Annotated in this window: 15 protein-coding genes and 1 pseudogene; 2 read left to right on the top strand and 14 right to left on the bottom strand. The window is 38.6% G+C overall.

Going from position 1 to position 20710, the window contains the following annotated elements:
* Window positions 1–91: 91 nt before the first annotated feature.
* The 3 genes from Q0X59_RS01935 to aroC are packed head-to-tail and all read right to left on the bottom strand — an operon-like array spanning window position 92 to window position 3439.
* Window positions 92–550, bottom strand: coding sequence for a type II 3-dehydroquinate dehydratase (locus Q0X59_RS01935; RefSeq protein ID WP_075524032.1), 459 nt, complete (start codon window positions 548–550; stop codon window positions 92–94).
* A 19-nt stretch (window positions 551–569) separates the two neighbouring features.
* Window positions 570–2240: a bifunctional shikimate kinase/3-dehydroquinate synthase gene (locus Q0X59_RS01930; RefSeq protein WP_366517014.1), complete on the bottom strand. Its 1671-nt coding sequence runs from the start codon at window positions 2238–2240 to the stop codon at window positions 570–572.
* Between the two features lie 11 nt (window positions 2241–2251).
* Window positions 2252–3439, bottom strand: coding sequence for a chorismate synthase (aroC, locus tag Q0X59_RS01925; RefSeq protein WP_297642794.1), 1188 nt, complete (start codon window positions 3437–3439; stop codon window positions 2252–2254).
* Between the two features lie 572 nt (window positions 3440–4011).
* Here aroC and Q0X59_RS01920 point away from each other — a divergent pair.
* Window positions 4012–4449, top strand: coding sequence for a hypothetical protein (locus Q0X59_RS01920; protein ID WP_297642792.1), 438 nt, complete (start codon window positions 4012–4014; stop codon window positions 4447–4449).
* 242 nt (window positions 4450–4691) lie between these two features.
* On the opposite strand, the gene mltG is transcribed toward Q0X59_RS01920, so the two are convergent.
* The 7 genes and pseudogenes from mltG to galT form a co-directional block, all read right to left on the bottom strand.
* Window positions 4692–6086, bottom strand: coding sequence for an endolytic transglycosylase MltG (gene mltG / locus Q0X59_RS01915; protein ID WP_296156415.1), 1395 nt, complete (start codon window positions 6084–6086; stop codon window positions 4692–4694).
* Between the two features lie 11 nt (window positions 6087–6097).
* Window positions 6098–6559: a Holliday junction resolvase RuvX gene (ruvX, locus tag Q0X59_RS01910; protein ID WP_297642789.1), complete on the bottom strand. Its 462-nt coding sequence runs from the start codon at window positions 6557–6559 to the stop codon at window positions 6098–6100.
* Window positions 6560–6586: 27 nt separating this feature from the next.
* On the bottom strand, window positions 6587–9268 hold the full coding sequence (alaS, locus tag Q0X59_RS01905) for an alanine--tRNA ligase (RefSeq protein ID WP_296156417.1): 2682 nt from the start codon (window positions 9266–9268) through the stop codon (window positions 6587–6589).
* Between the two features lie 184 nt (window positions 9269–9452).
* The gene (locus Q0X59_RS01900; RefSeq protein WP_075524037.1) at window positions 9453–9722 is read right to left on the bottom strand and encodes a hypothetical protein; all 270 of its coding nucleotides are present in this window, start codon (window positions 9720–9722) and stop codon (window positions 9453–9455) included.
* Between the two features lie 471 nt (window positions 9723–10193).
* Window positions 10194–10625, bottom strand: a pseudogene (locus tag Q0X59_RS01895) (DUF948 domain-containing protein); the annotation flags it as partial.
* A gap of 171 nt (window positions 10626–10796) precedes the next feature.
* Window positions 10797–11471: a histidine phosphatase family protein gene (locus Q0X59_RS01890; RefSeq protein WP_297642786.1), complete on the bottom strand. Its 675-nt coding sequence runs from the start codon at window positions 11469–11471 to the stop codon at window positions 10797–10799.
* Between the two features lie 17 nt (window positions 11472–11488).
* The gene (galT, locus tag Q0X59_RS01885; RefSeq protein WP_196489661.1) at window positions 11489–12754 is read right to left on the bottom strand and encodes a galactose-1-phosphate uridylyltransferase; all 1266 of its coding nucleotides are present in this window, start codon (window positions 12752–12754) and stop codon (window positions 11489–11491) included.
* 1062 nt (window positions 12755–13816) lie between these two features.
* Between galT and rpsD the strand changes: the two genes are divergently transcribed.
* On the top strand, window positions 13817–14443 hold the full coding sequence (gene rpsD / locus Q0X59_RS01880) for a 30S ribosomal protein S4 (protein ID WP_075524039.1): 627 nt from the start codon (window positions 13817–13819) through the stop codon (window positions 14441–14443).
* A gap of 91 nt (window positions 14444–14534) precedes the next feature.
* On the opposite strand, the gene Q0X59_RS01875 is transcribed toward rpsD, so the two are convergent.
* From Q0X59_RS01875 to Q0X59_RS01860, 4 genes are all read right to left on the bottom strand, one after another.
* Entirely contained in the window at window positions 14535–15263 is a 729-nt protein-coding gene (locus tag Q0X59_RS01875) for an ABC transporter ATP-binding protein (protein ID WP_297642784.1), read from the bottom strand.
* A 9-nt stretch (window positions 15264–15272) separates the two neighbouring features.
* Window positions 15273–16484 carry an ABC transporter permease gene (locus Q0X59_RS01870; protein WP_297642782.1) on the bottom strand — a complete coding sequence of 404 codons (1212 nt, stop codon included), beginning with the start codon at window positions 16482–16484 and terminating at the stop codon, window positions 15273–15275.
* A 37-nt stretch (window positions 16485–16521) separates the two neighbouring features.
* Window positions 16522–16938 carry a DUF4418 family protein gene (locus tag Q0X59_RS01865; RefSeq protein ID WP_103042839.1) on the bottom strand — a complete coding sequence of 139 codons (417 nt, stop codon included), beginning with the start codon at window positions 16936–16938 and terminating at the stop codon, window positions 16522–16524.
* Window positions 16939–17448: 510 nt separating this feature from the next.
* The gene (locus Q0X59_RS01860) at window positions 17449–20556 is read right to left on the bottom strand and encodes a UvrD-helicase domain-containing protein (protein ID WP_297642779.1); all 3108 of its coding nucleotides are present in this window, start codon (window positions 20554–20556) and stop codon (window positions 17449–17451) included.
* Window positions 20557–20710: the final 154 nt, after the last annotated feature.

Raw genomic sequence — 20710 nt, 5'->3', positions numbered from 1 at the left:
GACGCTTAAAGTGTTGCTCAAAAAGGCGCGCTTAAACTATACTCAAAGCTCAAAAGTAAGTAAAAGTAAGTAAAGCGAATAAAGCGCAAGCTCAAATTAAATGCGCAACCGACTCAAGCGCAAGCTTATAACCATATAACCCCATGCCGGTAATAGTTCCAGTTGCAACAGGGCTTATCACGCTAATCTTACGAAAAGAATCACGCGCAGCAGGGTTAGAAATATGCACTTCCATTAAAGGCACTCCAGCATCTTTAACCATATGAGCTGCATCTGCGAGCGCATAGCTGTAATGCGTGAAAGCTGCAGGATTCATAACAACTGGCGTATGCGACTTAGCAGCTTCATGCATCCATTGAATCATTTGCGATTCGTCATCACTTTGGAGCACTTCTACATTCAGCCCAAGCTCACAAGCCCATTGTTGGCAATATGCGCGCAAAGTTTCAAAATCTTCGATTCCATAAACATCTGGCTGACGAACTCCAAGCATGCCTAAATTAGGACCGTTTACTACAAGAACTTTTTTCGCTTGATTATTATTTTCCATATTTACCTCAAACAATATCTCACTTTTGCTTATAAACGCTATTAAAAGCATCTCGAACAGCTTCAATAGGCGGATTTTCAAGATGAATTGGATTCGCAATGCCGTCTAAAATCACAAATCTAAGAATATTTCCTCTAGCTTTTTTATCTTTATGCATTAAATCTAATACGTTATTAAACATACTCTCAGAATCTGTGCTACTAGTCCAACAAATTGGAAGACCAAGAGAAGAAAGCAAGTCTTTGTGATATTTAACATCTTCACAAGTCAAATATCCCAAATTCTTCGCCAATTGAGCAGCAAAAACCATTCCAACGCTAACAGCATTTCCATGACGCATGCGGAAATGCTCTATCTGTTCAATCGCATGACCTAAAGTATGTCCATAATTCAAAAATTCACGAAGTCCTTGTTCTTTCAAATCTTTTGAAACATGGTATACTTTTACTCTCACAGTGCGCTCAATAAGATCTGTTATAAGATTGCTAAGCTCAACGTTTTTAATAGAGCTGGCTTTATCAAAAACATTTCTATCAAAGCTTTTTATTAGCTTATTATTATGCTCATCGCTTAAAATTTGTAGAATATTTAAGTCGCGAATAAATCCAGATTTCACAACTTCTCCCAAGCCTTCAATAAAAATATCTTTAGGCAAAGTAGAAAATGTAAAAGTATCTGCTAAAACACCTGCAGGAGTGTAAAAACTTCCAACTAAATTCTTTCCAGCAGAAGTATTTACGCCAGTTTTACCACCTGTAGAAGCATCAACCATAGCAAGAAGAGAAGTAGGGCAATTCACATAGCGAATTCCGCGCATCCAAGTTGAAGCAACAAATCCAGCTAAATCTGTAACAGCTCCACCGCCTAAACCAACTATTGCATCCGAACGAGTGAAACCTAAATCACCCAATTTCGACCATAAAGAATCCGCCACACGCACAGTCTTTCCAGCTTCAGCATCTGGAACTAGCATTTCATACACATCGTATCCAGCACGCCGCAAAATCGTGCGAGCTTTATCACTATGTCGCTGTACTGGCTGAGTGTGTATTAAAGCAACTCGATTAACTGAATCACCAAGCATTTGAGGAAGAAGTTCCAGCGCACCTTCTCCAATTCGCACATCATATTCTTCAATTCCAGGGCAAGGCACGTGTATCATACGCTGATTTAACATATTTTTTAACTTTTCTGCAGCAGCTTTTGCAGTAGCACCATTCGTGAGCATGTAAATATTAGCTAGACTTCGAAATATTGGATTGCGTTTTTCATATAATTCAAGCCAACGAGTAGCACAATCACTTCCCGAAAAAATAGGGCGATTATTATTTCTTCCAACACGTTCAATAGCTTCATTAGGATTTGCTTGCAAATATACAATTCTGCCACCATTAGCTCTATATTTTTTCAAAACTTCTTGAGTGGATTCATCAGTTGGAGCTCCTCCTCCTAAAGACACAATTCCACTACAAGCAGTAGGACCTTCAATCGCATTTCGAACTATTTTAGCTTCTATAACTCTAAATTCTTCTTGACTATGCGACTGAAAATATTTCACAACGCTCATTCCTATTTCTTGCTCAATTTCTGCATCTGTATCTATAAAAGGGATATGCATTAAATTAGCTACTTCTCTGCCAACTCGAGTTTTTCCAGCACCCGGCATACCTATGATTACAGCTAAAGGCATTTGATTCGTACTCACTTCATATACTCCGGCCAAGAATTTATGTAAGATTCAGCATTTCGCTTTGTTTCAAGCAATGAATCTCCACCAAACTTTTCTAAAGCATATTTTGCTAAAGTCAATCTCACCATAGCTTCAGCAACTATAGACGCAGCAGGAACAGCTGTGAAATCAGAACGCTGATTTATTGCATGAGCAGCCTTACCAGTTAGTATATCGATTGTGCGAAGAGCACGAGGAATGGATGGGATTGGTTTCATTGCAGCACGAACGCGAATTGTTTCGCCGTTAGACATTCCACCTTCAATTCCACCAGCTCGATTAGTTAGACGCGTGATTTTACCATTTTCATCTCTTACAATCTCATCGTGAGCAACAGAACCAGAAACGTTTGCTTCTTCAAAACCATCTCCGATTTCAACTCCTTTAATTGCTTGGATTGACATAAGAGCTGAGGCAAGAGCTGCATCTAATCTTCTATCTGCTTCAACATAGCTGCCAATACCTGCAGGAACACCGTAAGCTAAAACTTCCACTACTCCACCAAGCGTATCTGCAGCAGATTTAGCTTCGTCAATACGCGATATCATGCGCTTTTCAGCATCTTTATCGAGAGTTCTAACAGGCGAAGAATCTAAAGCAGAAACGTCTTCAGGAGTAGGCAATTTTGAAGATTTACTAGCATAAATTCCACCTATAGAAATAACATGAGCAACAGTTTGAACAGACAAAGCTTGATACAAAAAATTAGCAGCAATTGCCCCTATTGCAACTCTAGACGCTGTTTCTCTTGCACTAGAACGTTCTAAAACTTCACGAGCATCATTAAAACCATATTTTCGCATTCCAGTTAAATCAGCATGCCCCGGACGCGGTCTAGAAAGCGCAGCGTTACGACCTTCGTGAAGTATCTCATGATCCAAAGGATCTACGCTCATAACTTCACTCCACTTTTGCCACTCACTGTTTGCAATTTCAACAGCAATTGGAGATCCGAGTGTTACTCCATGACGAACTCCAGTTAAAATACGAACTTTATCTTGCTCAAATTTCATGCGAGCGCCACGACCATAACCCAAGCGTCTTCTATAAAGTGCAGAAACAATATCTTCACTCGTAATCTTCACTCCTGCAGGCACGCCTTCAATAAGAGCGACCAATGCCTCACCATGAGATTCACCGGCAGTTTGCCAACGTAACATATATCCTCCCATAATGCTGATTCTTAAAACTTCATTGTACTCATTCAATAATATTCTCAAAGCATATAAATAACTTCTAGAACTTCTGACCACCGTAGAAGAAGTTCTGACCACATACACTAACTTCTAACCACAATATAAGAATTTAGAACAATATTTAAAATTAGACACACAATTAAAAACTTCTGACCACATACGCTAACTTCTAACCACATGCGCTCACCTCTGAGCATGTGTACTAACTTCTGACCACAGTAGAAAAAGTTCTGACCACATACACTAACCTCTAACCACAATATAAGAATTTTCTTGAATAAAAAATACTTGATTCTTAACATAATTTCATGATTCAAATTAGTGCACTGATAGCAGCTATTCCAACGCTAATATGCGCAATAGCATTATGTTTTACAGACATACTTTATTTTGTTGTGCCACGAGCATGGGTAATATTTGCGATTATTTTGCAAACGCTTTCAACTTCAATATATTCGATTCTTCTAAAACACGATTTTTCAATAACTTTTTTAGGGTGGATTTCCGCAGCTATCTGTTGTTGTTTATACGTCATAATGCGTTATATCGCAGGCAAAAAATCACTTGGACTCGGAGATATAACTTGTGCAACTATGCTCGCTCAAGCGTTGATATTATTTGGATTCGAAAGCATAATAACATGGATTGCACTTACTGGAGTAATCGGAATTTTTGCAATTATTATATGCAATATACATAAAAAATTTCATGCAATATTTCACACAAAATATAGAAAAACACCAGAAGCAATCAATAGTGCAGAATTTAACAAAAACTATCAAAACTTTCGCGAAAATAACGCAAGCATGAACAACGCAAACTCTCACACAATCACAAGCGCAAGCGCAATCCGTAGCGCAAACTCAAACACAAACTCTATCTCAATCAGCGAAAGCAACTATAAAAATAGAATTGCATTCATCCCAGTTGAAGTATTATCTGCAATTATTGCAATAGCAATTTATCTGGCATGAAAATCTAGCATGAAAATCTAACAAAACACAAAACTTAATACAAAGCCAGCCACCAAATACCAGCCACCAAATGCCAGCCAACTAGCTTAGCTAAACAAACAAAACTTCAAGCAAATCCGCTAACTAGCCAACAGCCAGCCACCTTGCGCATTACGCATTAAAGCGCGCATACTTCACAAGCAAACCAAACCATAAAGCCAGCCAGCAAACCAACCAGCAAGCCAAACAGCCAAGCCAAGCGCCTAATTAGCATCCTTATTATTACGCTTATACTCATCTTTAATCTTCAAAAATTCTTCATGAGTATTTACAAACTTCGTTTCTCCTGTTTTCAAATCAGTAGTAACGAAATAAAGCCACGAACCATTTTCAGGATGCATTGCAGCAGCAATAGCGTTAGGACCAGGAATGCTTATAGGAGTAGGCGGAAGACCTTTATGAATTCGAGTATTATAAGGATTATTTGCGTTATCTAACATTGATTTAGTAAGATCTATAGCTCTCACACCAGCACCATACGCTATAGTAGTATCCATTCCTAAAGGCATATCTTTGTCTATGCGATTCAAAATCACGCGCGAAACTTTCCCATAATATTCGCGATTATTTACTTCAGCTTCTGCAATAGATGCAATCTTCAAGATATTTTCTCGCTTATCGCCTTTAGGTACACCAATTGCATTAAGTTTAGCGATTCGCTTTTCTACCATTGCAGACATTATTTTTTCAGCAGATTTCATAGCCTTAACGTTATAAACACCAGGCTCTAACCAACCTTCAAAGCTACCAGATGCTTCTTGAGGTAAAATTCCAGCTCCTTTTGCTTGTAAAATCGCTTTAAACTTAGAATAATCAATACCGGAAATTTCAGACGCGCGCTTAATAATATCAACAGAACGCTCGCCAGCTTTCACTTCCAAAAATCCTGTAGCTTTCTTTCTATTTGAAAGAATATCTGCAACATCTATAGCAGACATATGCTTTTTTAGCTCGTATATTCCAGGATACAAAATTTTATTATTAGAAGAAACAATACTTGTAAAAACAGCTTTAGACTTAACTATTTCTTCTTTTTCTAGTCTAGAGCCAATAGAATTCGCGCTTTCACCAACTTCAACGCTAAAACTTATTGAGCCTTCACCAGGACCAGGCCAATCCTCTGATGCAGATAAACTTTGATACCCAATCATAGAACGCACAGCTCGCGCCAAACCATAACCTGCAAAGCACACAATAAGAGCAACAATAAGCAGAATGATTATTGCTTTAAAACGCTTTTGTTTTCGCGATTTTCTTGAGTTTCTAGATTTATTTCTTCGCATTGCCCGCCGGTGTTTTCTGCTATTAAGTAAATTAGATTTTGATGAATTAGATTCAGATGAACTAGAAGAATTAGATGAGTTAGACGTGCTAGATTCAGAAGAACTAGACGAACTAGAAGTTGAGTTTGATGAAATAGGACTTGAGTTTGATGAAATGGATTTCAACGAGTTATCTATAGAAGAATCTGATTTAGACGAGTCAACACTAGACGAGTCGACACCATGCGAATCATCCTCATAAAACTCATCTTGCTCGGAAGCTTGGCTAGTCCATTTAGCATTACGCTCAAAAAAATCATCAAAATTCTCAGGCAAGATACTCTCCTTCATCTTCCATTACTGTAATCATCAATAGCTGATTGCAAAATCAAAACTGCAGATTGCTGATCAACCATTGGACGATGCTTTTTAGTAGAAAGATCCGCCTGTAAAAGCTGGCGGTGAGCGCTTACTGTAGTTAAACGCTCATCTTTCCAAACTACTTCCGGTACGTAAGATAACTCCCAATCATTTTCATCACACAATAATTGCATTCTTTTTATAAGATTTTTACCCCACCTGCGAGATTTTTTAGCAGATTTACCTTCAGAACCATCGAGTTGTAAAGGCAAACCAATCACAACTCTTGAAACACTGTTATCTTCAATAATGCAAAGTACTTCATCTATAGCCCTAAAAGAATCACCCTGAACTTGCACATTCCCAATAGGATGCGCAAAGGTGAGCTCAGGGTCGGAAAGAGCAAGACCGACCCTAGCATCACCTAAATCAACACCCAGCCAAATCATCGTAAGCTTAAGTTAAATAATCATGCTTCACAGCTTAGCAACTTCGTTTTTAACTGATTCGAGTGCATCATCAATCTTAGATGCATCTGTTCCGCCACCTTGAGCGAAGTCTGGCTTTCCGCCACCGCCACCGCCAAGAACCTTGGAAGCTGTACGTACTAAATCGCCAGCTTTAGCACCAAGTTCACGAGCAGCATTATTAGTAGCGATTGCAACCATTGGACGATCCTCTTCGTTTACTCCAGCAAGAGCAACTACTACAGGATAATCCTCGCCTAAACGAGAGCGAACATCTAGAACAGTCTTTCGCAAAACATCGAAAGAACCAAAGTTACCAACATTCTTCACAACTAGCTTAATTTTTGCATCGCTTTGCTTGCAAGCTTCAACTAGAGAAGGAATAGACTCATTTAATTGAGATTCATAAACAGCAGCAAGTTTACGATCAGAATCCTTCATCTTGTTAAGCAAAGATTCCAAACGTTCAACCAACTCGTCTGGACGAGCATTAACCATATCTGCAAGCTGAGCAACTAAAGTATGTTCGCGAGCGCCATACTCGTACGCTGCTTCACCGCAAAGTGCGTCAATTCTGCGAACTCCAGAACCAATAGAAGACTCAGACAAAATCGTAACCATTCCAATCTTGCCTGTGCTCTTAGCGTGAGTACCTCCACAAAGCTCACGACTCCAACCATCGCCAATCTCAACAACTCGCACAACGTCACCATATTTTTCGCCGAACAAGTGCATAGCGCCAAGCTTGAAAGCATCATCAATTGGCATCTCTTTTGGAACTACTTGCAAATCTTCGCGAATACGTTCATTTACTCGAGCTTCAACACGTCTTAAAGCGTCTTTATCAACAGCTTTTTGCCACTGGAAGTCGAAACGCAAACGATCTGGATCAACCACAGAACCACGCTGAGTTGCTTGTGGTCCAAGTTCCTCGCGCAAAGCCTTGTGAAGAGTATGAGTTGCAGTGTGAGAACGAGCTAAAGCAGCTCTTCGAACTTGATCGATATTCGTGTTCACAGGATCACCAACGCTTAGCGTGCCTTCAGTAAGTCGGCAGCTGTGAACGATCAAATCCTTAATTGGACGCTGAACATCATCAACTTCCAAAATTGCGCCATCATCGGAAATAATCTCTCCTTGATCTGCAATCTGACCACCGCGTTCAGCATAAAATGGCGTGCGATCAAGAATAACCTCAACGTTTGCAGGAGCACTAACGCTTTTAACAGAGCCTTTACCTGCTTCAACAATCGCCAGAACATTGGAACGACTTGAAAAATCAGTGTAACCGAGGAAGTCAATCGGTTTTTCTAATGCTTTCTTAATATCGTCATAAACGCTAACATCAACATTATGACGCTTCTTCAAAGCATCTGCTCGCGCACGGCTCTTCTGCTCACTCATAAGCTCACGGAACTTAGCTTCGTCAACTTTAACACCCTGCTCAGCTGCCATCTCTAAAGTCAACTCAATTGGGAAACCATAAGTATCGTGCAAAGTAAACGCGTCTGCACCTCCAACCATAGGGTCATCCCTGTGTTCTTTCTTAGCTTTTTCAACAGCCAAGTCGAGAATAGTCGTACCCTTTTCTAGAGTCCTGCGGAACGCATCTTCCTCACCGTATGCAGCTTCGCTAACCTCGTGGAAAGTATCGTTAAGCTCCGGATAGCTTGGTTCCATAGCGCCCTTAGAAACAGGGAACAAGGTTGGCAAAACTGGGTCTTGCACGCCAAGCATGCGCATTGCGCGAACAGTTCTGCGAAGAAGACGGCGAAGCACGTATCCGCGACCAACATTGCTTGGACGCACGCCATCGCTCATAATCATCAACGCGGAACGCACGTGATCTGCAACAACACGGAAACGAACATCCGCATCAGCGTTGCTGCCATACTTTACGCCACTAAGCTTTTCTGCAGCTTCAATAACAGGATAAACTTCATCAGTTTCGTAAATATTTTCCTTACCTTGCATAAGGTATGCCAAACGCTCCAAACCAGCGCCCGTATCAATATTCTTCTGATCAAGTTCTCCAACAATATGAAGATCAGTCTTAGATTTAACGTTATCTACTTGGAAGTTTTCAAAAACCAAATCCCAAATCTCAATAAATCGAGATTCATCTGCAGCAGGACCGCCGTCTTTACCATATTTAGGACCGCGATCTACGTAAATTTCAGAGCATGGACCTCCTGGACCAGGGCCACCAGTAGTCCAGAAGTTATCTTCCATTCCGAAAACTTGCATATGCTCTGGATCAAAGCCCTCGTTCTTCCAAATTGCTCGAGCTTCGTCATCGTCAGTATAAGTTGTAACCCAAAGTTTTTCTGGGTCAAAACCGTAACCGCCTTTATCTTGTGGAGTTGTTAAAAGCTCCCAAGCGTAATGAATTGCTTCTTCCTTAAAGTAATCACCGAATGAGAAGTTTCCAACCATTTGGAAGAATGTGCCATGACGAGTAGTTTTACCAACTTCGTCAATATCTAACGTTCTTACACACTTCTGGTTCGATGCCATTCTGCGCGATGGAGGTGTCTGCTCTCCTAAAAGATAAGGTATGAATGGAACCATGCCTGCAATAGTGAAAAGTGTAGTTGGATTTGGTGAAATCAGCGATGCTGAAGGCATGACCATATGACCATGATTACCAAAGTAATCAAGATAACGCTTTGCAATTTCTGCTGTGCGCATAGGTATGAACTCCTTGTGTTATATTAAACGCCGTGTAACAGTGCGGCACAAAAGAATATCATACCATCATGCTTAAGGCGCTAAGACAGATATATAAATCTGCAATATTTTATTATCTTCAGGATTGTTAATTATAGTAAATAATCCTACGCTATAGTAAATAATCCTACGAGTATTTAAAAAATCAACTCTCTAAATCATGATATTCGTATTTGGAAACGTTAAATTCCTCTGCATATTTAGAATTTAATTCTTCTTCACGCTTTTTGCGACTTGAATTAAAATCTTTGAATAGAATTAAAAGAGTTTGCAAAGTAATATTATCTGGATTCTCATCATCTAAAATTTTGCTTCCAGTAGATGAAAGCCTAGTTTTCAAATAAGCACGAAACTTGCTAACAGTTAAAACTCCAGCAATAAAACCAATACTAATCCAAAACAATCGCTTAAACATCATTACTCCTTTTTAGGAATCTAGATTAGAAGAACTAGAAGAATATTTGGAATATTTAGAATATTTAGAAGATGTCGATTTTCCGCGAGAACTTCCGCTAGAATTTCCGCGCGAACTTCCACGCATCTTTTTCGATGATTTTACATACTGTTTTTCGTTCTCAGCAGGTTGTTCTGCGCGATCTTCCAAACCATTTTCGTTACGCTTGTCATCACGCTTCTCATCTGATAACTTCTCATCTGAAGACTTCTCATCCGAAGACTTCTCATCCGAAGACTTCTCATCCGAAGACTTCTCATCCGAAGACTTTTGCGAAGACTTTGAAAATGATGTAGAAACAGATTCAAAAGCAGTTGCAGCAGAAGCAACAACTGAAGCTAATGAAGAAACTACAGACATTGCTATAGACGAAGCTGCATCAGAAATATGACCAGCTGAATTTTTTAGTCCTGAAAAATTAGAAGAACTAGAAGAATTTGATGATTTGCTCTTAGAAGATCCATAAGAAGCAGAACTCGAAGAAGCAGAAGCAGAAGAAGTTGGAACAGAAGGCTTATTAAAGAAGGAATTAAAAGTATCTTTTATTGCATACCCAACGGATGCAACTTTTATAATCGGCTTTCCTAAGAACGAACCATACAAATCAGTAAGAGCGCTGATATTCGTTAATGTAGTGCGAGCAGAATCAGACATAGCGTTTACATCATCTAAAGTCTTATTAACTTTTTGCATAGTAGTTAAAGACTCGTCAATTGCATCAATAGCATGATCGCCTGAATCTTTAACAGTGTTTGCAATTTGATCAAACATTTTACCCAATCGAATAAGTGGGTAAATTAAAACGCCAGAAAGTACTGCAAACGCAATTGCTGCAATAAGTCCCGCAATTTCTCCAACGCTCATCGTACCTCTTTCCCTTATTTTAAGATTTTCACTAATATTGCTACTACTGCTACTTAAAATTGCCGTGTTTCAATGACACAAGACTAACTAACGGTCGCGACTCATAAAAGCAACTTATCACAGCAGCAAATTAGAGAAAAATCATCATGCATAAAAAGATAAAACCTAAGATTACTCGTTATAACCTTGAACACTAATTGCGTTATCTAAAGGCTTAGTTGTATCAAAATCAAGACGCGTAATACTACCGTTACGAGGACGTTCACTTAGATCGTAAGCGCCACGCGCAAAACGATGCATAAGACTTAAAAGAGTGTTTCCGTGTGAGATTTGTAAAACATTATCTCCATTCTGCAAACTCTTATTCGCTGCGATAAGCAAAAAACCGCCTTCTACGCGAGTCCAATATTCAACATCTGATTCAGCATCGTGAAAAGGATCTGCTTCTTTAAGCATGTCGCGAGTTGCAGGAAGCCCAAATTTTTCAACGATTTCATTATAAGAATGCACTCCATGTGGAGCACCTGCAGCCCACCAAGCCATAGACATATCTTGACCTTCAAAATAACCGTAGCATTGTTCTCTAAAATGCATATCGCTTACAAGATTTGGTCGCGAGTGTCCAGATGATTCGTTTACATCGAGAATTGTTTCAGCAGTTGCGAGAGCGCGAGTTGTATCTGAACAATACGCTGCTGCAAAATCAATATCACTCAATTTTTCGGCAGCTTTATAAGCATCTGCAATACCGCTATCCGTCAACGGAGAATTAGACCACCCTTGTAAACGATTATAGCGATTGAACATAGTCTGACCATGTCGAACTAAGTAAAGATGTAATAACATATCTGCCTTCTGTTAATTTAATCTAAATCTATTTCTCCAATTTCATGGAATCGCTTAGCGATAAGCTCTGGAGTTGTATCTGAAACCCAAGCAGCCATACCAGATTCAGATCCTGCTAAATACTTAATCTTATTAGCAGCTCGTCTGAATGAGAAGAATTGCAAATTCAAACGATAATGCGCTCTTCTCGAATCATGAACAGGAGCTTGATGCCATGCTGCAATATAAGGCAAATCCATTCCTTCACCATCTTTAGTCACAAAGAATTTATTACCTCTACGCAACAAAGTAATATACATTTGCGCTAAATCCCAACGTTCTTGATCGTCTAATTGATCTAAAGTTAAAACGTCACGAACAGGAGCAACATGGACCTCTAGTGGCCAGCGAGCAGCAGCAGGAACATAAGCTACCCAACTATGATTTCGCATAATCACGCGAGTTGAGGCATTAAGTTCTGCTTTCATTAAATCTTTGAGCAAGTTTGAACCAGTGCGATCAAAATATGCTTCTGTATGTCGTAATTCTTGCTCAAGTCTAGGAGCAATAAATGGATAGCAATAAACTTGACCATGAGGATGAGCTAGGGATACGCCTATTTCTGCACCGTGATTTTCAAATGGGAAAATTTGCTCAATTCCATCAATTTGACTGATTTCTGCAGTTCTAAAAGCCCAAGCTTCAACAACTGTACGCATTCTAGAAACTGAAAGATTTGCTGGAAGTAGATTTTCATCTGGACCAAAACAAATCACTTCACAACGACCAGCAGCAGGAGCTGACTTCCATAAAGGATTTCCATCAATATACTTAATATCTCGGCTTTCTCCAGGAACTTGAACCATTGATGGGAATCGATTTTCAAAAATCACAACATCATAATCAGTATCTGGAACTTCACCGTCTTGATAAGGATCTCCCGGTTTGCGTGCAGCTAAAGGATTGCTTTTAGCTAAAACAGTTGGACCTGCAGTAATAGGTCTGTTCATACGAGCAGTTGCCATTGGAATCCAATCTCCGGTAAGAGGATCTTGGCGCATTTGCGGAGCAGTATAAGGCGTTTCGTTTCCTTCCGAATCTACTAAATACGAGAAGCGATACGGTAATTTGCGAGGATCTTTTAACTCTCTAGTTTTACGACCGCTTACATATTCTGGATTGTCGTCCATATAGAAGAAATCACGTCCATCTGCAAGCTTTGTAGCAGTAATTCGAATATGCTCTCTTGCATACGTTCCAGGACGATACAGTTTATATGGATATTCGCCGTTAAAATCGCGGATAGGACTTTGCGCAATAGTTGATATAACTGGAGAATCATCTTCAGAAGAAAGAAGCGAGGAGGATTGTTCTTCTGTGCTTGTTACAAGATCGCTTAGAGAAGAATCTCCAACGCCTGTACTAGTTATTTTATTGATTACAGGAGTATTTTTTTGTTGCGATGCGCGAATTGAATCCACGTCTATAGCATCGAAAGCATCTGTATCTTCTAAGCTTTTAATTACTTGAGAATCGCTTATTTTAGAGCGGACAGATCCTTTTTCGTCGATTTCAAAACCGGCAGCAGCTCCACCTTCAAACCCTGCGCCTGCGCCTGCAAAACCTGCATTAGTTGGTATTGAATGTAAACCGTCCATAGCGAAAGTTTTTTCGTTTGAATCAGATTTACTTGTTGAATAATCTTCAGTATCGCTCATGTTATTTTCCATAATGTAACTCTTGCTTTGATTTTCTAAGTTTTGTGTTAAAGTCTTCTCATTTTCTAGTAAATTATCATTAATTGTATTACGAAATAAAGTATTATTTGATGTTCCCCCATTATTGAATTTATCTCCCTCGCTGCCATTTTCCCGAGCTGGCTCTTTTGAAATATTGTAAGACATCTCGACTCCATCGTCTTCGAATCCGAAGATACCTATGCATAGTTTTTTCTATTCTATGCTTTATTACCATATTGCGCACTCACTATGTTAGATTTTGTAACATAACGAGCGTTCTTGTAAAGATTATATCATATGTGTGTGTATTTTTAACATATTTTTGTAAGAAAATGTAAACTTTTACGAAACGCCGAGAAAATATAATAATCTAAACATTTGCCAATAAAGTACAATCAAACTTACTTAACACTAATATTCCACACTACGTGTAACATATCTTGCGATGTCTATTTTATAGACATCATCTGGAGCCTTAGCCCATCAGTGGGTCGGCACGCAAATCTTGCTATTTACGTGTTCGTGTGTAATGCACGAAGAAGCACTGGAGAGGCCGGCTCAGCGCGAATAATCATAAGATTTGATTCGCGTTCCGTTCAGATAACGACAGAATTAAAAGGATTAGTTATGACTAATATTCAGCGTTCTCGCCGTCAGGTGCGTCTTTCACGCTCCCTCGGCATCGCTTTAACTCCAAAAGCTCAGCGTATTTTCGAGAAGCGTCCATATGCTCCAGGTGAGCACGGTCGCACTCGTCGTCGTACTGAGTCCGATTACGCAGTACGTCTTCGTGAGAAGCAGCGTCTTCGCGCACAGTATGGTCTTTCCGAGAAACAACTTCGCGCTGTTTACGAAAAGGGTACGCACACTGCAGGTCAGACCGGTGACGCAATGCTCACCGATTTGGAAACTCGTCTTGATGCTTTGGTTTTGCGTGCAGGCTTTGCTCGCACCACAGCTCAGGCTCGTCAGTTTGTTGTGCATCGTCATATTTTGGTTGATGGCAATCTTGTAGATCGTCCATCTTACCGCGTCAAGCCAGGACAGACCATTCAGGTTCGTGCTAAGAGCCAGACTATGGTTCCATTCCAGATTGCTGCAGAAGGCGTTCATCGCGATGTTTTGCCAGCAGTTCCTGGTTACCTCGATGTGAATCTTGCCTCTTTGAAGGCTACTTTGACTCGTAAACCGGAAGTCGATCAGATTCCAGTTGAAGTCAACATTCAGTACGTTGTCGAGTACTACGCTCGCTAAATTCTGGATTTCATTCTTAAGGACATACAGCTTGACCCCTGCTATGCAAATCGCATTGCGGGGGTCAATGCTTTGTAAACAAACCTAAAAATTATTTAACATTATTCTCTAATAGCGAGAGCACTCCACAATCCATAGAATATATGCGATCCGCGCAATTAGCTGCTTTCAAATCATGAGTAATCATTAAAACTGCTGAACCATTATTTGCTGCATCCATTAGCATATCCATAACTATCTGAGTATGTTCAGAATCTAAATCACTTGTTGGCTCATCTAAAATCAAAAGCTTAGGATCGCTCATCATTGCTCTAGCAATCATAACTCTTTTCATTTCACCGCCCGAAAGCTCTTTAGGATAACACCATAATAAATCATCAATACCGAGTTTTTTAAGCAAAAACATAACTCTAGTAATATATGAATCATCTTCTTGACAATCAGGAAAAGCTACATACATAGGCAACATTACGTTTGCACACACAGTAAGATTTGGGAGTAGCGTTTGCGTCTGAGAAACATAACCTATACTAGTAGCTCGCAATTTTGATATTTCATTATCGGAACAATTCGATGAAGAAATATTACAGCCACACACAACCACATCACCGTAAGTAGGTTTTAGCAAACCTGCAATGAGATTTATAAGCGTTGTTTTTCCGTTACCAGACTTCCCTACAATCGCCACAAATTCTCCGGATTTCAACGAAAAATTAACGTTATCTACAGCTGAGAAAATCTTTTTTCTGCGAATAAAATTACGCGTAACATTACTAAGAGATACTATTTCAGTATCTTTTAAAGAATTACTTTCACTCATAGCAAGATCTCATTCCCCTTCACGAAGTTTAAGATACGCTTCACCTACAGCAATATTTCGCGTAACAACAATTGAAGTCAAAAGAGTAGTAATCAATGAAACTAAAATGCCTACAATAATCAAAATAACAACAGGAATAGCAGTAATTTCAAGATAAGGCAATTGCAATTGTTTAGAAATCAAAGAATTATAAGGGAATAAGATAAGCGATGCAAAAGCTACTCCAATCACACCTCCAGCTAAACCGATTATGCAAGATTCTTTGACAATAATTTTCACTAAACTTATTCGATTTACGCCAATAATTCTTAAAGACGCGCATTCCTTCTTGCGTTCGCTAATAGAAGATGCAAAAACTGTAACCATAACAATAATTGAAATAAGCCACAAAATAGCAACTACGACTGTAATTGAACGAGTTACTATAGATAGGTTCTCTTTAGTTGTTGCTGTAATACCACCTGGAAAAATTATGCCAATGCTGCTTAATCCGCTTGTTTTACGAATATTATCTGCAACTTTTTGAGGACTATATGATTTATCTACTTTCACAAGAACTGCGGAAATAGCTTTAGTCGCATATTCTTTTGGAATAGCAACATGGCCTACTTTTGCTGAATATTCAACTATTTGCGGCACAGTTTGCCTATTTACAAACACAGAATTATCTAAGCTAGTACCGGTTTTTGCAAGTTGAGAAACAACATTCCATTTATGACCGTACAATCGCACAGTATTGTCGTAAGATACGCTAACATTTGCGCCTGCAATCATATCTCCCTTATGCAAAACAGAACTATGCTGAGAGTAAATCCATGGTCCAATCACAAAATCTGTAGAAGGATCAAATCCTATAATTTGCAACTTTTCAGCACAGCAACCTGCAGAGAGTGAAGAAATATACGTTTGTACACTAACTTTTTTCACTCCGGGTGCGCGTTTAACTAAATCTTCTATATTGTTTGTGAAATAAAAAGTGCTTGAACCGCCATTTGTGAGCAAGGCTTCAGCTTTAGTATTAGTACCTTGTGGAACTACCATAATATCCGCGCCTAAGCGTTCACGCATACTTTTTAATCCGCGAGATAGATTCATAGAAATAAGCGCGCCGCCAAAGAATACAGCAGATAAGCATGCAGCAACTACTATAAGAGCAATAGTTCTTAATGGCTTACGTTTAAGATTCTCCAGCGGCAAACGCTTTAATGTAATTCGTTGCATAATAATTAGAAATTATACAAATTGTTATTATGCAATTTTAGTTTTCCGACTCATTCTTCAAATCGAAGTATGCGCAAGATGCTGAAATTACAGCTGTAAGAACAGACAACACGATTAAAGTTGGTCGAGTAACTGAATTGCATTTCATCATAGGGCTATTGCAAACACCAATAAGGAAAGTAGGAACGGCAATCATCAATAATGAATTTGCAACTATTGCAATGCTAATACCTGCACGAACAGGAGCTTTTACAAACAAAGCAACAACTCCGAGTAAAGCAATAATAATTCCTATTCCCAATGCTGCTTGTCCAGTGTAATAGCAAGCTCCATGCATCATATGCATTTTTGACATACCCATTGAGCCGCATACTTTTGCAAAAGTGAACGGAGCAATAGCAATAAGTATTCCGAAAACAATCGCTGGAATTGATGCAAATAATTTGTTCTTCATAAATTTTTATCTCTTTCTAAATATATTTTTATATTTTTGTGTCACATTTTCTCTAATGCAACACGCTATACGGCGCTCACGTTTGCAAACGCCACGTCTTTTAAAATCTTTAATTTTTCAAGCTCACTTAAAACAACTCCCCCAAAAGCTATTAAATAGTCTTAGTAGCTGTTATTTCTATTCAGTTATTTTTATGTTCCTATTCAATTATTTCTATTCAGTAATTGCATGTTTCTATTCAGTTATTTTGTTTGTTTTATCTTTTGTACTTACTTTCATTCTTATTTTTTCTTACATGCAAAAAGAAAACAAGTCTTGAATATTTTCTTTTCATAGATATAATCACAAATTCTTATAATTAACTTTCTAAGAAAACTATCAATTCATTTGCGAAAAATTTCATTTTACAAACGAAAAACTCTCAAATTTTCAAGTATAAAGCTTCTTAAATTTACTGTTTCATACATTAGATAAAACTTTTCAACTTCAAAACTTCACAACTTCAAAACTTCATAACTTCTCAATAGGAGCTACTCTCAACATTAAACGCTTTACGCCATCAGAGCCAAAATCAACTGTAATAATCGAATTTCTGCCTTTATCTTGCGTTGCAACTATAGTTCCCAATCCATATTGGTCATGCGTAATTTTATCTCCAACGTGAAAATCTTCTATATTTAACTGATTATCGCGATTTACTTGATTATCGCGCGAAGCAGAACTAGAAGACGAGCGAGAAGAAGTAATAGAAGATTTACGAGTAGTTACAGAACTAGATTTGAAACGCGCTTTTGACGATCCATAAGAAGATCCATAAGACGAACCACTTGAATAAGAAGAACTACTTCCATAAGACGAACCATAAGATGAGCGCGAAGAAGAACCATACGAAGACGAACGCGAACTACTTGAATACGAAGATCCATAAGACGATCCATAAGACGTGCGCGAACTATTCCCATAAGACGAAGATTTCTTACGCGTTTTAGCAGATTTCAAACTCGAGCTAGACTTATGCGCGCGAGATCCAAACGAAGTACGAGAAGCGTAAGAATCGTCAAAATCATCTATAAAATCATCGTCATAGTCGAAATCATCATCGAAATCATCAACTTCATCATCAAAATCATCATCTGAGTCATAATCATAAGACGGCTTTTTAGAATTCCAATGAATCAAATCTTCAGGAATTTCATCAAGGAATTGGCTAGGAATCATATCCATCGCATCTCCCCATTGCGAGCGCACAGATGCGTAAGTCAAATACAATCTTTGCTTCGCGCGAGTAATTCCAACATAAGCTAATCGTCTTTCTTCAGAAAGCTCAGATTCATTATCCATTGAACGAGAATGAGGGAAAGTTCCTTGCTCCATACCTGTTAGAAAAACAACAGGATATTCCAAACCTTTTGCAGTATGCAAAGTCATAAGCGTAATTTTTCCCGTATCTTCACTACTTGTAGGAAGTTGATCGGAATCTGCAACAAGAGCTGTTTGCTCAAGGAATCCAGCAAGAGTCACTTCATCTGCATTCTGCTCATATTCAGATGCAACTGATTGCAATTGTGATAAGTTTTCAACGCGATTTAAATCTTGTTCATCTTCTGAACGTTTCAACTCATCTAAAAGACCTGTTGAATCGAGTATATTTTTAACTATTATGGAAGGTCTTGAATCATTTTTTATAGCCATTTGCGTAAGCTCACACATAAGAGTGTGAAATGCTTTGATTTGAGTAATACTACGCGTTGGCATTCCAGATATATTTTCACATTGTTCAATCGAATTCCAAAAACTAATTCCTTGAGCTTTAGCATAAGAAAGTAAAAGCGATTCGGCGCGATTCCCAAGACCTCTTTTAGGTACGTTAAAGATTCTACGCATATTTATATCGTCGTCTGGGTTCACAATACTTTGCATATAAGCGAGAGTATCTTTAACTTCTTTGCGTTCGTAGAATTTCGTTCCGCCAACTAATTGATATGGTAATCCAGATTTAATTAAAGCATCTTCAAGAGCACGCGATTGAGCATTAGCTCTGTACATAATAGCTATATTTGAGTATGGAATATTTTCTTTAGTTTTAAGTCTGGATATTTCTTCAGCAATCCATAATCCTTCTTGAGAAGAGTTTTGAGCACCGTAGCCAATTATTGGATCGCCTTTGCCTAATGCTGTCCATAATTTTTTAGGCTTGCGCTCTTGATTATGAGATATAACGGCGTTTGCTGCGTCAAGAATCGTTTGAGTAGAACGATAATTTTGCTCAAGCATAATTGTTTTAGCGTCTGGGAAATCTTCTTCGAAATCCTGTATGTTTCGTATATCCGCACCTCTAAAAGCGTAGATAGACTGATCTGAATCACCTACAACAGTAATTGATGCAGGTGATAAAACATGCTGTGAAACAGTCTTAGAAACGTTCTGTGTAGATTCTGAAGATCCTGAAGATTCTGAAACTTGAGCTGAAGCAGATCCTGCAGACCCTGCAGATCCTTTAACTTGCGCATCTACTCCCGATAGTTCGCGAATAAGCACGTATTGAGCGTGATTCGTATCCTGATACTCGTCAACTAGAATGTATCTGAATTTTCTACGATATTTTTGTGCAACTTGCGGAACTTTTCTCATAAGTTCCACAGTTCGCATAATCAAATCATCAAAATCAACAGCATTTGCAATAGAAAGCCTATATTGATACTCTGCGTAAACAGTTGCGTATAAAGACTCACTTTGACCTACTTTAGAAATCTTCTGTCCGCCTACTCCTACGTGATAATCTGGAGCGTAAGCTTCCAATTGATCTTGCCAAGTTATCAAACTATTTTTGAAATCAGATATTTTTCCTCGTAAAACTTTTGGAGTAAATCGTTTAATATCAATATTTAGATCAGTTTCGATTTGCTTAATCAAACGCTCGCTATCTGAAGAGTCATAGATAGAAAATCCTGGTTTAAGACCAATCATTCCTCCATCTCTTCTCAATATTTTTACGCAAGCTGAATGGAATGTAGAAACCCACATATTAAGAGCTTCATTCCCTATAAGCGTAGCTAAGCGTTCGCGCATTTCTTGAGCTGCTTTATTTGTAAACGTGATTGCAAGAATATGACTTGGCCACTCGTGAAATTGGCTTAAAATCCAAGCGATTCTTCGAGTTAGCACGCGCGTTTTGCCAGAACCTGCACCTGCACCAATCAATAATGCAGAACCTTTGTATTGCACTGCTTTAGATTGTTGTTCGTTAAGACCATCTATGAGTTTATGCGGATCAATTTCGATTTGTTGAAAATCATTTTGACGATACTTATGAGTGGCATGAGTGTTAGGAGTGTCAGTAGTGACATAATCGTCAGCGTCTTGATTGCTCTGGTAGCTAGACATTTGATTTCGATAGATAGCATCCTGATCGCCATAGCTAGTAGACTGATTTTGCGCACTCAACATACGATTCTGCGTGTTCGGAGTTTTTATATGCGATTTAGTCTTATCTGCTTTCAGATTAGACTCGAGAGACAATTTAGAAGATGACTTTGAAACATGATTTTTATCATTTTTATCATCATCATTTTCAACTGGATCGCCAAACAAATCAGTAACGTACATGCTTAAACTCATTCACTCAGGTTTACCACATACTAAGGTCACTTAATATCGAATTTGAATTAAAAATAGCTTTTAGTGTTTTTAGTTTTTTTAAAAAATATGAAGATAATAATAAATAATAATTAAAAGCAGAAAACAGTCATTAAATCGCGAAAGAAAATAATAC

It is taken from the genome of uncultured Gardnerella sp., from assembly GCF_947280595.1.
Taxonomy (GTDB): Bacteria; Actinomycetota; Actinomycetes; order Actinomycetales; family Bifidobacteriaceae; genus Bifidobacterium; species Bifidobacterium vaginale_A.
This window is presented reverse-complemented; position numbering and strand designations above follow the sequence as displayed.

What these genes read in the sequence shown, in the direction of transcription:
- Q0X59_RS01935 (WP_075524032.1), bottom strand. Translation starts at nt 550, where the DNA reads ATGGAAAATAATAATCAAGCGAAAAAAGTTCTTGTAGTAAACGGTCCT.
- Q0X59_RS01930 (WP_366517014.1), bottom strand. Translation starts at nt 2,240, where the DNA reads ATGCCTTTAGCTGTAATCATAGGTATGCCGGGTGCTGGAAAAACTCGA.
- aroC (WP_297642794.1), bottom strand. Translation starts at nt 3,439, where the DNA reads ATGTTACGTTGGCAAACTGCCGGTGAATCTCATGGTGAGGCATTGGTC.
- Q0X59_RS01920 (WP_297642792.1), top strand. Translation starts at nt 4,012, where the DNA reads ATGCGTTATATCGCAGGCAAAAAATCACTTGGACTCGGAGATATAACT.
- ruvX (WP_297642789.1), bottom strand. Translation starts at nt 6,559, where the DNA reads ATGATTTGGCTGGGTGTTGATTTAGGTGATGCTAGGGTCGGTCTTGCT.
- alaS (WP_296156417.1), bottom strand. Translation starts at nt 9,268, where the DNA reads ATGCGCACAGCAGAAATTGCAAAGCGTTATCTTGATTACTTTGGTAAT.
- Q0X59_RS01900 (WP_075524037.1), bottom strand. Translation starts at nt 9,722, where the DNA reads ATGTTTAAGCGATTGTTTTGGATTAGTATTGGTTTTATTGCTGGAGTT.
- Q0X59_RS01890 (WP_297642786.1), bottom strand. Translation starts at nt 11,471, where the DNA reads ATGTTATTACATCTTTACTTAGTTCGACATGGTCAGACTATGTTCAAT.
- rpsD (WP_075524039.1), top strand. Translation starts at nt 13,817, where the DNA reads ATGACTAATATTCAGCGTTCTCGCCGTCAGGTGCGTCTTTCACGCTCC.
- Q0X59_RS01875 (WP_297642784.1), bottom strand. Translation starts at nt 15,263, where the DNA reads ATGAGTGAAAGTAATTCTTTAAAAGATACTGAAATAGTATCTCTTAGT.
- Q0X59_RS01870 (WP_297642782.1), bottom strand. Translation starts at nt 16,484, where the DNA reads ATGCAACGAATTACATTAAAGCGTTTGCCGCTGGAGAATCTTAAACGT.
- Q0X59_RS01865 (WP_103042839.1), bottom strand. Translation starts at nt 16,938, where the DNA reads ATGAAGAACAAATTATTTGCATCAATTCCAGCGATTGTTTTCGGAATA.
- Q0X59_RS01860 (WP_297642779.1), bottom strand. Translation starts at nt 20,556, where the DNA reads ATGAGTTTAAGCATGTACGTTACTGATTTGTTTGGCGATCCAGTTGAA.